The sequence below is a fragment of the Rhodococcus sp. EPR-147 genome, from assembly GCF_001647185.1.
GTDB lineage: Bacteria > Actinomycetota > Actinomycetes > Mycobacteriales > Mycobacteriaceae > Rhodococcoides.
The window spans coordinates 17385-30597 of record NZ_LVCU01000555.1; the positions used below are offsets into that span (position 1 = coordinate 17385).

Here is a 13213-nt window from a genome sequence, read left to right on the forward strand (position 1 = left end):
TACGTTCCAGCACAATCTATTTCCTCGAAGGAGAGCACGTGAAAATCCGTAACAGGACTGTCGTCACGATGGCGGCACTGGCCTCGTCCGTCGCATTGGCGACGATGGTGGCCGCCCCGGCCAACGCTGCCGACACGCTTCCGATCACGTTTCAGGCAGACACGACGACGATCATCGCCAAGACCGGTCAGCCGGTCGTCTTCCCCACCACCGACCTCGTCACGGACGTCGACCTGGTCGGCGGGTCGGTGACCGGCACGCTCGCACTGCCGCAGGCATCGGCCGACTTGAAACTCGGCCCTGCAACGTTGGCGAACTTCACCATTTCGATCGTCGATCCGACGCCGGTGTCGGGCACCCTCACCCAGGGCGGTCCCGCGGAGGCACCCACGTTGGATCTCGCCGTCCAGCAGAGCTTCAAGATTCGTATCGACTCGGTGAAGCCTCTGGGTATCGACACCGGGTCCGCGGGGTCGGCGTCGGTCGATCTCATTCCCGCGGGTAGCAATTGCGTCACCGCCGAGACCACTGCCGAACTGACCGGTTCGCTCGACGCGATCGATCTGATCCAGAACAATCAGGCCGATGCCCACGTGAAGGGCACTTACACCATTCCGCAGTTCCAGAACTGCGGCGCGTTCACCTCGGTGCTCAACGGCATCATCGCGGGCCCAGGAAACAGCCTCGATGTGCACCTGACCAACCCGGTGTTCGACGTCGGAACGCAGTCCGCGCTCGCGGCAGAGGTGGCGTAGCAGTTCGTTCACAGCACGATCGACGGCGTCGAGCCGGGTTCCGACACGGACCTCGGCTCGGCGTCGTCACTGCAGTTCGTTCACGTCACCGCTCGACAGCGAATCGCCTCCGTAGAGGGCGACGCGGTCGCCGCCGAGCCTTTTCGCGTGATACATCGCCTCGTCGGCGTGGCCCAGCAGTTCGTTGACAGCGGACTCGATGTCCCCCATCTCGACCACGGCATGGGCGATGCCCAACGACGCGGTCAACGGTGCCCGGTCGGTGCTGTCGCACAGACGAACTCGTAATCGCTCCGATTGTTCGACGACCGTATCGAGGCCGTCGACACACACGGCCGCGAATTCTTCGCCGCCCAGTCGAACCGTGACGGCCGGTGCCGGGAAGACCTCGAGGATGCGATTCGCTGTCGTCCGGATGACCGCGTCTCCATGCTCGTGGCCGTATCTGTCGTTGACCGCTTTGAAGTTGTCGATGTCGATGACCATGGCGACCAGCGACATGTTCGCACCGGATCGAGATTCCAGGTTGCCGATCGCCGCATCGAATCCCCGACGGTTCCGCAGGCCGGTGAGCGGATCGTAGAACGCGCCGGTGGCATCCCGGCGCAACAACATGAGGAAGGAATGCCCGATCAACGGTCCCGCGAACATCACCAGGATCAGCATGACGAAGTAGAGATTGGTCTGTAGACGCTCCGCCGGGTCGTTCACCATTGCCGAGACGTAGAGGGCGACGGCGGTGACGAATGCGAAGCCGTGATGGAACGCAAACAGCTTGGGACCGTGAAACCCCGCGACGTAAGCGCCCATGACCGTGAACAGGGCTGCAATGGGCAGTACCGCGGACGGTCCATCGGTGGTGAGCAGGACAGCCGCGAGCACGACATCGGCGTACAGCACGAACGCGATCGACACGCGCCAGCTCGGCCAGCCGCCGATCAACCAGATCAACCCCACCGGGACCGTCGTGACAACGGTGAACCACAGGGGCAAACGTGCGAGGCTGCTGTCGGCGAATCCCGGAATGCTCAGAGCGATCGCCGCGGCACCGGCGTAGAGCCAACACAGAATTCCGATGAGAACCCTGGTGATGTCCAAGCCTCGTTGTGAACGCGCATACGCAACGTTCCACCCGTAGTCGACGGGAAGCGACCACCACTGACGAAGACCGTTCACCTTGCAGAGCTTTCCTGGTATCCCGACCTGGAGGGCCAAGTCAACCACAGACGAATCACCCGGTCTGCGAACTTGAGAACTTGCCTGCGGGGCACCGATCGGGCGGCGGAGCCGGGCTTCCCTCCCAGCTCCGCCGCACTCGACCCTACTCGCTATCGAACATATGTGCGATCTCGCAGAGGAGTGGTTTTCGGTTGTACCACTCATACTGTGCACAATCCGAGAAAGTGACCTACAGTCTGTGACATGCTCCAGAAAAGGGGTTCGAACGGGGTTCGACCGCCAGGTTCCACTGATCCAATTCATTTGGCGCTCTTAGCAATCCTCACGATTGCTGTGATTGCCCTCGTCGTCATCGCGGTCCAACAGGGCCGCCTCTGATCACGCACCTCAGCGTTCACTACCGACTCTGATCGGCGGAATCCCGCGTTCGGCTCACGCTTTTGAACGCTCACGTCCGCGGCAGCGCTCGACCGACTGCATCGATCGAACGTCGACGACGCCGGACCACCTCGATGATCTCGTCGACCACGCGTCGCGTTTCGCCCAACGCCTGTACAGCGGAGTAGCGCAGAATCAGCCACCCCTCAAGTACCAGCCGGTTCTGGCGTCGACGATCGCCGTCGAACGCTCGGCTCGACGTATGGAACTCGCGCCCGTCGATTTCGACGATCACCCGTGCCCGGAAGTCCACGAGGTCGCCGAAATACGGACCTACCCGCGCATTGATCTCCATGAAGAACTGTCGAGCGGACAGTGCCCGAGCCACCACTCGCTCGGCCTCCGATCGGGTACCGAGGCAGCACAGACGCAACTGTCTCCGTACTGCCTTCATGCCGTGCATCCCGCGAGATCGTTCGCATTCGGTCGCGATTCGACGTCGCAGAGCCGGCCGCGCGATTGCCGTGTCGAAGAACCGCTCCAACTCCTCACCCGTCAGGGTTGCAGCGACGTCGACGAACACCTGGGCCAACGTCACCACCGGAAGACCTCGGCACCGGTCCGCCTCGGGGACGCGTCGTCGATGGATCTTCACCCACTCCGGCGCGTGCTGCCGGGTCGAGGGCGGCACTGTCGCCGTAACCTGCGTCGGCTCCTCGTCGATCAACCCCCACACCCACGCAGCGGTCAGATGACTGAGCACAGCGCCGGGCTTCCACAGAGCTACCGCTGTGCACAGGTCGATGTACTCGGGTTTGTTCGTCGCATAGATTCCGGGCAGCACTCGAATCAGCTGCCTGGACGCAGTTCTGCGAGAGATGGTGCTGCGGCTCATCCCCGAGCCATCAGGTCGACCGCTGTGTGTACCCCCATGCCGATACGGTGAACGATCGACGACGCCTGCGCCAGTGCTGTTTTCGAAACCTGTGGATAGTTCGGGGTTATCCACAGGCAGCCCGCACCTCAGCGTTCACTACCGACTCTGATCGGCGGAATCCCGCGTTCGCCGCACGCTTCTGAACGCTGGCAACCAGCACGGCTACGTCCGCGATGCGTCCACGGCTACAACCACCGCGGCCGCCATGGCCGCAGCCGTACTCGCGGTGGGGTGCACCCCGTCGAAGGTGGCTCCGGGACGTCCGAGCAGCGGCGCAAACTCGGCGACGGGTATGCCGCGCTCGGCGGCCAGTGCTCGAATGTCGTCGTTCAGGTCGTCGGCACTGACCGTGCGCGACGACGGCACCGTGGCGATCACGACGGTGTCGACGTCGCGTGCCCGGTCCAGGATCGTGCGTAGGTTGTCGATGATCCGGCCAAGCGGAACCGACCGGGCCAGGTCGTTCGTGCCGCCGTTGACGACGAGGATGTCCGGGTTCGCGCTCAGTGCCTCGTAGGTTCGGGCGAGGATCTGCGTCGTCGTCGCGCCGTTGATTCCCAGATTCCCACCGTCGGCTGCGCGGGCATCGTCTCCGCACACGAGATACGAGTACCACGACGTGTTGCCGTGAATCCCCCAGTCGACGCGTGAATTGCCTTGCGCCATCGAGTCGCCCAGCGTCACCAATCGTGGACCGGTGTCGTTGACGCTCCACCCGAAGCAGTGTGCGTTGCGGACCGTCAGCGCCGGCTTCTTCAGTGGTCCTGCCACGAGCGCGGCGACCAGAGCCACCCCGAGTGCCCCGGCGATCCACGATCGAGTTCTTCGCACGCCGGGGATTCTGCCCTACCGGCGATCACGAGCAGTCCGGGAAGTCCACTTCGGTCGGTGCCGGCGCCGATTGCGGCTGAACCGGTGCCTGCGCTTCGCCGGCGACGGTCGGTTCGACGAGGTTGTACTCGATGGTCTTGGTCTGTCCCGGCTCGATGACGACCGGCACGTAGAACACCGGATGGCCCCGTTCGGCAGCGGTCAGCAGAAACAGTGGAGTTCCGTTGATCGTGGCATCGGTCAACGTTGCGCCCCGAGTTGCGTACAGAGCCACCACCGATCGGTTGGTTCCCGGCGGTCCGTCGTATCGGGTGGAGTCGTTCTGCCTGCCGGCGATGTAAGTGGTGCAGTCCTGCAGCGGAGCGTTGTTGGTGATCTCGGCGACGACGCGGGTGGTGCGCGTCGGGCCCTCGCAGGACTGCGCGGAGTAGGTGACCTTGCGCTGCAGGTAGTAGTCGAGCTTGCCGCCCGCACCGTTGTTCACCACCACCGCGGCGTACGGGTCGGGGCTGTCGGGAACTTCGTGGCCGATCTCGGTCGGACCGAGGATCGCTTGAAGTGCCGGGTCCGCACTCCACACGGAGATGTGACCTTCGATGGTGGCCTTGCCGAGTGCTTCGAGCAGCGCACTGGGAGAGCCAATGTTGCCCTGCATCTTCGCGACCACCCGGGCGGCGATGTCCTGCAGGTAGGCCTTGCGCGCGCTGTTGTCGTCCTGGAAGCGGAAGTAGGCGTCGGACTGCGTGATCCGGACGACGTTGGATCCGTCGATCACTTCGCCGTCGCCCATCGTGATGGGTCCGACGGCGTCGAGGATGTAGCCGAGGGCAACCGGGTCGGTGGCCAACGTGCCGTCGAGACGCTCGCCTGTTTCCTGCTCCCACATCGACTGCCAGATCCGACCCGCGTACGGAAAGTGCGGACTGACGTTGCTGTTCTGCCAGTTCTGGGTGGGCTGAAAGCGGCTCTCGTAGAAGTCGAAGAAGTCGGGGCCGAGATCGATGGGGTCGTACGGAATCCGAAGCTCGGCATTGCTGGCCAACGAGTCGACCGCGACCTTCCCGTCCACGGCGCGCACGATGCCGAATCCGCCTATCAATCCGCCTGTTCCGCGGGATTCCGACAGTGTCTGGAAGGCCAGGAAGTAATTGCGCGGGCCGTCCGCACCGAGCATCGCCGGAAGAACCTCGGCCGCGATGTTCGTGTTCGTCAGCAGGGACGTCAGCTCGTGCGTCTGATCCTGCAACCGAGTTCGCGCCTCACCGACCCGATCGACGAATGTCGGTTCCTCGATTGCCTCGGCCTGGGCATCGAGTACCTCCGATGCTGCCGCCGCCCGAGACAACGCAGGCGAGGCGTCGCGCAGGGCGGCGATGTCGATGGAACCGTCGGGCCCACGCAGCCGACTCGGATCGAGGGTGGTGCCCACCTCCACCGAGGGTGTCAGCACATCCACGCTCAGCCCGTTGACGACGTCGGTGATCTGCGAGACGACGTCCAGCGGTTGACCCACGTACGGAATTGCCGCGGCCGCCGTCCAGATCAGCGAATCGGTGGCCTCCTTCGCCTGGGTCGAGGTGCGCACCGCGTCGGACACGGAGGTTCCGGCCTTCTGCGTATCCCCCGTCAGCAGCGCAGCCTTTGCTGCCTGGGCATGCTCGCGGGCCTGATCGAGGGAGGTGTACGCGGCATGGGCGGTGTACGCGAGCCACGCACTGAGTCCGAGCGCCACGACGATCAGCAGTCCGAAGCCCGCAAGCATGCGTCGACCGGTTCGACCGCGAGGGCTGCGGCGTTCACCGTCCGGGTGGTCGTGGTCGAGGCTCATTTTGGGTGCGGATCCCTTTCGCTTCCGGCTGAGAGTACAAACGACGCCCCCTCACCGCGACACGACTTGTTTTTTGTACAAATCAGCCAATTTGTCCATCGAGCTGACAAATTCCGTGTATTGTCCAATCCACAGTGATCGGCCTTACACGAGGAGTGACGATGACCGCATCGAATGTCGACGATCAGGCGCAGGCGCCGGTCGCCGAGTGGCACGACCGAAAGCGATACCTCTGGCTGATGGGGTTGATCCCACCCACGGCGGTCTTCCTGGCTACCGGCCTGGTGTGGGCCTTCAACCAGCTCGGCTGGACCGCCGTGTCGCCGGTCTGGTGGTGGATCGGCGCGCTGCTGGTCTACGGCCTGCTTCCGATCCTCGATCGCTTCTTCGGTCCCGACGGTGACAACCCACCCGACGAGGTGATGAAGGCGCTGGAGGAGGACAAGTACTACCGCTATTGCACCTACGCCTACATTCCGTTCCAGCTCGCCAGTCTGGTGTTCGCCTGCTACCTGTGGTCGGCGAACAACCTGTCGTGGCTCGGCATCGACGGAGGGCTCGGCCTGATCTCGAAGATCGGCCTGGCCATCAGTATCGGCGTGATGGGCGGCGTCGGTATCAACACCGCGCACGAGCTCGGCCACAAGAAGGACAGCCTCGAGCGTTGGTTGTCGAAAATCACTCTGGCACAGACGTTCTACGGCCACTTCTACATCGAGCACAATCGCGGCCACCACGTTCGCGTCGCCACTCCCGAGGATCCGGCGAGCTCGAAGTTCGGCGAGAGCTTCTGGGCCTTCCTGCCACGCAGCGTGTGGGGCAGCCTGAAGTCGTCCTGGGAGCTGGAGAAGACGCGCATGGAGCGACTGGGCAAGAGCACGTGGAGCATTCAGAACGACGTGCTCAACGCATGGCTGATGTCGGTGGTTCTGTACGGGATCCTGATCGCGGTGTTCGGTCCGATCGTGTTGCCGTTCCTCGTGATTCAGGCCATCTACGGATTCTCGCTGCTGGAGACGGTCAACTACCTCGAGCACTACGGCCTGCAGCGTCAGAAGAAGGAGAACGGCCGCTACGAGCGATGCACTCCCGAGCACAGCTGGAACTCCGATCACATCGTGACCAACATCTTTCTGTACCACCTTCAGCGCCACAGCGACCACCACGCCAATCCCACCCGCCGCTACCAGACTCTGCGCAGCATGGACGGGGCACCCAATCTGCCGAGTGGCTACGCGAGCATGATCTCGCTGGCCTACTTCCCACCGGTGTGGCGCAAGGTGATGGACCACCGCGTACTCGACCACTACGACGGTGACATCACGAAGGTCAACATCCAGCCGTCCAAGCGGGAGAAGATCCTCGCCGCGCACGGAGCGAAGTGATGGCCGCCTTCGAGTGCCCGGTGTGCGAGTTCGTCTACGACGAGACCAACGGCGCACCGCGAGAGGGCTTTCCGGCAGGAACACCGTGGTCGGACGTACCCGACGACTGGCCGTGCCCCGACTGCGGTGTCCGCGAGAAAATCGACTTCAGGAGTAAGGCATGAAGCTCTACCGCTGCGTTCAATGTGGATTCGAGTACGACGAGGAGCTGGGCTGGCCCGAGGACGGCATCGAGCCGGGCACACGCTGGGACGACATTCCCGACGACTGGTCGTGCCCCGACTGCGGCGCGGCCAAGGCCGATTTCGAGATGGTCGAGGTAGAGCGCGGGTGACTACTGGGCAACCCGCCGAGGTCGTGATCGTCGGCACCGGTGCCACCGGGTACACCGCCGCCAAAGTGCTACGGGCCGAGGGCTTCACGGGTTCCATCACGCTGATCGGGAGCGAGCAGGAGGCCACCTACCGTCGTCCAGCGGTGTCCAAGGAGCTGCTGATGGGCACCAAGTCGGTCGATCAGGTCCGGTTGGGTGCAGCCATCGAGGGCGTGGACGTCCGCACGGGCGTCACCGCCGTCGCCGTCACCGACTCGGCCGTCGAGCTCGATCAGGGCGATCCGATCCCGTACGACGCCGTGCTGTTGGCAACGGGTTCTCGGGCTCGGCAACTCGATTTCCCGGGTCACGTGTTCACGCTTCGCAGCGCCACCGATGTCGCACCACTGCATGCCGACATCCTCCGCACCGGATCGCTGTTGGTGATCGGCGGCGGATTGATCGGGTGCGAGGCGGCGGCAGCAGCCCGGTCGCTCGGTGCCGAGGTGACGGTGCTCGAAGCGGCATCGGCTCCGCTGAGCCGGATCGCGCCGCCAAAGATTTCGCAGATGTACCGAGACCTGCACACGGACAACGGGATAACGATGCACACCGACGTCACCGTGACGACTCTCGACGAGCAGGACGACGGCACCCTCCGTGCCACCGCTCGGGACGGACGCTCGTGGTCGGCCGGCACCGTCCTGGTGTCCGCCGGTTCGGTGCCCAACGTCGAGCTCGGGGCGGACATGGGCCTCGAGACCGCGTCGGGAATCCTGGTCGACGCGTCGATGCGCACATCGAGGCCGAACGTCTACGCGGCGGGCGACGTGGCAGAGGTCCCCAACACGATTCTCGGCGGCACCTATCGGAGTGAGCACTGGAACGGTGCCGTCGATCAGGCGACCCGGGCAGCACGGTCCATACTCGGTCTCGATGTCGGCAGCCTCGACGTGCCGTGGGGCTGGTCGACTCAGCACGGGCTCAACTTGCAGTTCGCGGGTTGGACCGGTGCCGAGGACGAGTACGTCGTGGTTCGCGGCTCCATCGAGGAACGCCGCTTCACCGCCTGTGCGCTGCGCGGCGACACGCTCGTCGGGGCCATCGGCGTCGGCTTCCCCAAGGACATCCGACAGATAAGATCCCTCATTGCGAGCGCAGACCCCATCGATCGGGAACTCCTCGGAGAAGATTGGCTGGATCGGCCCCATGCGGTCGTTCGATAGAGTCGTGTTCATGCCCGCAGCCGAACAGACGTCGACCCCCGGTCGATACCGTGAAGCCGCATCCACTCTCGCGCGCGATACCGCGCTCGACGCCTTGCGAGAGCTGCTGAACGAGCGCAACTGGCGCAACGTCACGATGAGCCACATCGCCAAGGCTGCAGGGCTGAGCAGGCAGAGCCTGTACAACGAGTTCGGTTCGCGGCGTGGCGTCGCGCAGGGGTACGCCATCAGATTGACGGACCTCTTCGTGGCCATGTGCGAGACGGCTCTGTATCAGCACGAGAACGACGCGTCGGCCGCTCTGCGGCAGGGCTTCTCGTCGTTCTTCGAGCTGAGCGGCCTGGATCCGCTCGTCCGGTCGCTGCACAGCGGCGACGCACCGGAAGATCTTCTGCGCCTGATCACCACCGACAGCGAGGTGCTCATCGAGCGGGCGGGTGAGCGTCTGTCCGAGACCTTCCAGCGCGGATGGGTGGGCGCGAGCCCACGACAGGCCGACGTAATCAGCAAAGCCATCGTCCGATTGGCCCTGAGCTACATCCCCGAACCGCCCGAGGACATTGCTGCAGCGGCCGACGATCTGGCGCTGCTGCTGACCCCGTTCGTCGATTCGATCACCGCCGGGCGGTCGGCCGACCACTGACCGACCGTCCGGACCGGCGGTCTCAGATCTCGGCCGGAGCGAGCACGATGTCGAAATCCGCTCTGGCCCAGGTCTTGTCACCGACGTCGCGACCGTCCGGCGTCGGTGTTCCCGACGGCTGCTCGACGAAGTCCTTGATCAGGGACTCCTTGACTCCGAACACGGTGTCGCTGCTCAACAGTTCGTCGCCGCTGACGAAGATGTGCGTCACCAGCGTCCGCATCCCCGGTGCCGAGACCATGAAGTGCAGGTGCGACGCACGCATCGGCGAGCGGCCGGTCGCGGCCAACATCCGGCCGACGGGGCCGTCGTGCGGAATGGGATACGGCGTGGGCGTCAACGCCCAGAATCGATAGTTTCCTTCGTCGTCGCTGTAGAGATGCGCTCGACCGCCGACGCGCGCGTCGTCGTACTGAACGTCGTAGAACCCGTCCTCGTCGGCTTCCCAGATTTCCAGGCGCGCTCCGGGGATCGGCGTGCCGGCGGTGTCGCGCACGGTTCCCTCGACCCAGCACGGTTGTCCTGCAGCACCTCCCGATGCATCACCACCGTTCTCGATCCGCGGTGCGTCGTCGACGAAGAACGGTCCGAACACGGTTGCTTCGGTCGCATCCTCGTAGGCCGGGTTGTTCACGTTGATCGTCTGCATCGACGCCCCGAGGACGTCGGAGAGCAGAATGAATTCCTGACGGCGGTCGTCGGTGATGTGCCCGACCTCGGTCAGGAAGCCGATGGCGGTGTTCCACTCCTGTTCGGTCAGTCGCACGTCGCGGACGAATCCGTGCAGGTGGTGCACCAGCGAGGTCATCACCTGCTTCAACCGGGGGTCGGTGCAGTCGTCGAACGATCGAAGTACGTTCTCCACCAACCGCTCTTCGACGGCGTCCTGGGCTTGTCCGGTCATGGTCTGCTCGGTCATGGTCTCTCTCACTGTCCGATGTCGGTCGGCGGGTCGCCGGCCCACGCTGCGTGCAGAATGGCTGCGGCGGCCTCGCGGGTGACGGGCCGCGGGTTTCCGTACGATCTGCTCGTCACGTCGTCGGCGATTCGGTCGATGTCCTTCTCCTTCATACCCAATTCGGCCAGCGAACGTGGCGCTCCGAGTCCACGACAGAGATCCCACAACCGGGTTGCCGGGTCCCCGGAACCGGGAAGCGCACGCGAGAGCGCCGTCACTGCGCCGGGTGCAGCCGACTGATTGAAGGCCAACACGTGCGGCAACACCACGGTGTGGGTCGGAGCGTGCGGCAGGTTCAAGGTACCCCCGAGCGAGTGACACAGCTTGTGGTGCAACGACATCGTCGTGGCACCGAGAGTGGCTCCGCACAACCAGGCACCGTAGAGGGCGTCGCTGCGCGCCTGTGGATCGAGGTGATCGGCCACGATGGCCGGCAGCGCCGATGCGAGTGCGCGCACTCCGTCCTCGGCCATCAGCGCGACGATCGGGCTGCTGTCGGGTGCATACAACGCCTCGACGGCGTGCGCCACCGCGTTGATTCCACTGGTGACGGAGATGTCGACCGGCAGGCCCGTCGTCAGCTCGGGGTCGTAGACGACGCTGCGGGGCAGCACCCTGATGTCGCGACCGGTTTCCTTGCGCCCGTCGGTCGTCAGCCCCCACACCGGGGTCATCTCCGAGCCTGCGTACGTGGTGGGAACGGCGACGATCGGGAGCCCGTGGACGAGGGCGATGGCCTTTCCGAGGCCGATCGAGGACCCGCCGCCGACGGTGATGCAGCCGTCTGCCCCGAGGGAAAGCGCTTCTGCACTCGACCTTTTCGCCACCTCCGCGGGCACGTGCATTACGGCGTCGGCGCGCACACCCACGCATCGGTCTCCGAGCATCGAGGCAATGCGTTCGGCTGTGCCCTTCTGGCTCGGTGAGCAGAGAACGAGGACGCGGCGCAGGCCGAGGTGATCGAGCTCGTCCGCCAGAACCGACAGCGAGCCTGCACCGAACCGCACCCGCATCGGGTTCGCCTCGTAGGCGAAGTCGTAGGTCATCGCGACAGGACCGCGGTCAATGCCTGCCGCAGGGCGTCCTCGGGGTCTGCCGCGAGTTCGTCTGCACGCCAGCAGATGTGCTTGTCCGGGCGGACCAGCAACGCACCGCTCTCGGTCACTTCGCGCAGCCGAGACCAGTCGAAGTACAGGTCGGTGACGTCGCGTCCGGGTCCGATGACGACGGTTTCGAGGGGCACACCCAACTCGTGTGCGATCTTGTCCGCCGCCGACTCCCAGTCCGATCCGGCGACTCCGGTGATGAGCGTGAAGCGGTCGTAGGGCGCGAGATCCATCATCGCGTGCTTGTGCATGTGATCGCCCACCCAGGCGTGCGGAAGGTGCGATCCGGGGACGGTGGAAACCTGGTAGTACAGGTCCGGGTCTCGTACCGGCTCGGGCAGAACGCCGTCGGGCACGACAGCCGAGGAGGTGTAGAACTGGCCCAATTCGACTCCGTGGGCGTTGAACTCGTAGTTCTTGATCTCCATCGCCTTCACCAGCGCGGCTCGCTTGGCCTCGCCCGCCGGTGTGTTGGCCTTACGCTCTTCGATGCGTTCGACCATCTCCTCCTCGGTCTTGGCGTCGGTGACCCCGAGGGCGTGGAACAGGTCTGCGAACTCACGGCCGGAGCGATTGGCACGCTTGACGATTCGCTCGGCCACTGGGGCGCGCTCGGCGGAGTAGGTATCGAGCAATGCTTCGCCCGCCTGGCCCTTCAGTACCGCGGCGATCTTCCACGCGAGATTGTAGGAGTCCTGGATCGAGGTGTTCGAGCCGAGCCCGTTGCTCGGCGGATGCCGGTGGATGGCGTCGCCCGCACAGAACACCCGCCCCTTCTGCAGGTGCGTGGCGTACATTTCGTTGTTGCCCCACAACGATGTTCCGGTGATCTCGACGTCGAGTTCCGGCATGCCCAGCAGGCTCCGCACGATCTCGACGGCGGCTGCCTCGTTCACCACCGGCGGTGGCTGCGCGATGTCGAATCCCCAGACCACGAGCCACTCGTTCCACGGCCGGACCATCCGAACCAGCCCGGCACCGATACCACCGACGTTCGACCCGGGCTGAATCACCCAGTACAGCACCGACGGTCGGTGTCCGACGTACTCGGCGATGTCGGCCTTGAAGGTGATGTTCATCGACCCGGCGATGTCCATCGCGCCCTCGAGCGGAAGGTCGATGTCCGCGGCCACCTTGGAACGCGCTCCGTCCGCGCCGATCAGATACTTGGCACGGATCGTGTAGCGGTGTCCGGTGAGTCGATCGACCCCCGACAAACTGACCCCGTCGGCGTCCTGCACGTGCGAGAGGTACTCGGTGGAGAACTGGGCCTGCGTTCCCCGCATCGTCGCGTTCTTCACCAGGATCGGCTCGAGGTACGTCTGCGGAATGTCGACGGTCAGGCACGGCGAGGCGAGCTGGTAGTCCGCTTCTCGGTCGGCCCCGGTACCCCACGTGCGGATGCGTCCGATCTCCTCGCCCGCGATCGAGGTGCAGAACACGGTGTCGCCGACGAGCCCGTGCTCGGTGGCGTCGGCCAGTACCTGATCTGCGATACCGACGTCGCGGAAGACCTCCATGGTGCGCTGGTTGGTGATGTGAGCGCGGGGAGTGTTGGCCGTCCAGCGGTACTTGGTGATCATGATGTTCGGGATTCCGAGCGTGGACAGCAGCAATGCTGCGGATCCACCGGCAGGCCCCGAGCCGACGATGAGAACGTCGGTCTCGACCACC

Annotated in this window: 13 protein-coding genes; 6 read left to right on the forward strand and 7 right to left on the reverse strand. The window is 64.7% G+C overall.

Features of this window, described 5'->3' with window-relative positions:
* Positions 1-38: 38 nt before the first annotated feature.
* The gene (locus tag A2J02_RS24860; protein ID WP_156516380.1) at positions 39-755 is read left to right on the forward strand and encodes a hypothetical protein; all 717 of its coding nucleotides are present in this window, start codon (positions 39-41) and stop codon (positions 753-755) included.
* A 66-nt stretch (positions 756-821) separates the two neighbouring features.
* Here A2J02_RS24860 and A2J02_RS24865 read toward each other — a convergent pair whose 3' ends face one another.
* The 4 genes from A2J02_RS24865 to A2J02_RS24880 form a co-directional block, all read right to left on the reverse strand.
* Positions 822-1931 carry a GGDEF domain-containing protein gene (locus A2J02_RS24865; protein ID WP_197478130.1) on the reverse strand — a complete coding sequence of 370 codons (1110 nt, stop codon included), beginning with the start codon at positions 1929-1931 and terminating at the stop codon, positions 822-824.
* Between the two features lie 451 nt (positions 1932-2382).
* Positions 2383-3207, reverse strand: a complete 825-nt coding sequence (locus A2J02_RS24870; RefSeq protein ID WP_068055067.1) for a DUF559 domain-containing protein — start codon at positions 3205-3207, stop codon at positions 2383-2385.
* A gap of 204 nt (positions 3208-3411) precedes the next feature.
* Complete coding sequence (locus A2J02_RS24875; RefSeq protein ID WP_082898744.1) at positions 3412-4080, reverse strand: SGNH/GDSL hydrolase family protein; 669 nt, start codon at positions 4078-4080, stop codon at positions 3412-3414.
* A 25-nt stretch (positions 4081-4105) separates the two neighbouring features.
* Entirely contained in the window at positions 4106-5908 is a 1803-nt protein-coding gene (locus tag A2J02_RS24880; protein WP_231893788.1) for a DUF4012 domain-containing protein, read from the reverse strand.
* A gap of 161 nt (positions 5909-6069) precedes the next feature.
* Here A2J02_RS24880 and A2J02_RS24885 point away from each other — a divergent pair, with 161 nt between their 5' ends.
* The 5 genes from A2J02_RS24885 to A2J02_RS24905 are packed head-to-tail and all read left to right on the forward strand — an operon-like array spanning position 6070 to position 9475.
* The gene (locus tag A2J02_RS24885; protein WP_068055098.1) at positions 6070-7293 is read left to right on the forward strand and encodes an alkane 1-monooxygenase; all 1224 of its coding nucleotides are present in this window, start codon (positions 6070-6072) and stop codon (positions 7291-7293) included.
* Positions 7293-7457 carry a rubredoxin gene (locus tag A2J02_RS24890; protein ID WP_068055073.1) on the forward strand — a complete coding sequence of 55 codons (165 nt, stop codon included), beginning with the start codon at positions 7293-7295 and terminating at the stop codon, positions 7455-7457. Before A2J02_RS24885 ends, A2J02_RS24890 begins: the two co-directional genes overlap by 1 nt.
* Positions 7454-7627, forward strand: a complete 174-nt coding sequence (locus A2J02_RS24895; protein ID WP_027495558.1) for a rubredoxin — start codon at positions 7454-7456, stop codon at positions 7625-7627. The genes A2J02_RS24890 and A2J02_RS24895 overlap by 4 nt, the downstream gene beginning before the upstream one ends.
* Positions 7624-8832: an NAD(P)/FAD-dependent oxidoreductase gene (locus A2J02_RS24900; protein WP_068055076.1), complete on the forward strand. Its 1209-nt coding sequence runs from the start codon at positions 7624-7626 to the stop codon at positions 8830-8832. Before A2J02_RS24895 ends, A2J02_RS24900 begins: the two co-directional genes overlap by 4 nt.
* A gap of 10 nt (positions 8833-8842) precedes the next feature.
* Positions 8843-9475 (forward strand): TetR/AcrR family transcriptional regulator, encoded by a 633-nt coding sequence (locus A2J02_RS24905; protein WP_068055100.1) that lies wholly within the window; start codon positions 8843-8845, stop codon positions 9473-9475.
* A gap of 22 nt (positions 9476-9497) precedes the next feature.
* Here A2J02_RS24905 and A2J02_RS24910 read toward each other — a convergent pair whose 3' ends face one another.
* Genes A2J02_RS24910 through A2J02_RS24920 form a run of 3 tightly spaced genes read right to left on the reverse strand, consistent with a single transcriptional unit; the run spans position 9498 to position 13212 of the window.
* Positions 9498-10394 (reverse strand): dioxygenase family protein, encoded by an 897-nt coding sequence (locus A2J02_RS24910; RefSeq protein ID WP_068055079.1) that lies wholly within the window; start codon positions 10392-10394, stop codon positions 9498-9500.
* An 8-nt stretch (positions 10395-10402) separates the two neighbouring features.
* Positions 10403-11479 (reverse strand): maleylacetate reductase, encoded by a 1077-nt coding sequence (locus A2J02_RS24915; RefSeq protein WP_068055083.1) that lies wholly within the window; start codon positions 11477-11479, stop codon positions 10403-10405.
* Positions 11476-13212, reverse strand: a complete 1737-nt coding sequence (locus tag A2J02_RS24920; RefSeq protein ID WP_068055085.1) for an FAD-dependent oxidoreductase — start codon at positions 13210-13212, stop codon at positions 11476-11478. Before A2J02_RS24920 ends, A2J02_RS24915 begins: the two co-directional genes overlap by 4 nt.
* Position 13213 lies beyond the last annotated feature (1 nt).

Bases quoted from the DNA above. Each gene is read 5' to 3' on its own strand.
- A2J02_RS24885 (WP_068055098.1), top strand. From the start codon at position 6,070: ATGACCGCATCGAATGTCGACGATCAGGCGCAGGCGCCGGTCGCCGAG.
- A2J02_RS24870 (WP_068055067.1), bottom strand. From the start codon at position 3,207: ATGAGCCGCAGCACCATCTCTCGCAGAACTGCGTCCAGGCAGCTGATT.
- A2J02_RS24915 (WP_068055083.1), bottom strand. From the start codon at position 11,479: ATGACCTACGACTTCGCCTACGAGGCGAACCCGATGCGGGTGCGGTTC.
- A2J02_RS24905 (WP_068055100.1), top strand. From the start codon at position 8,843: ATGCCCGCAGCCGAACAGACGTCGACCCCCGGTCGATACCGTGAAGCC.
- A2J02_RS24910 (WP_068055079.1), bottom strand. From the start codon at position 10,394: ATGACCGAGCAGACCATGACCGGACAAGCCCAGGACGCCGTCGAAGAG.
- A2J02_RS24890 (WP_068055073.1), top strand. From the start codon at position 7,293: ATGGCCGCCTTCGAGTGCCCGGTGTGCGAGTTCGTCTACGACGAGACC.
- A2J02_RS24880 (WP_231893788.1), bottom strand. From the start codon at position 5,908: ATGAGCCTCGACCACGACCACCCGGACGGTGAACGCCGCAGCCCTCGC.
- A2J02_RS24895 (WP_027495558.1), top strand. From the start codon at position 7,454: ATGAAGCTCTACCGCTGCGTTCAATGTGGATTCGAGTACGACGAGGAG.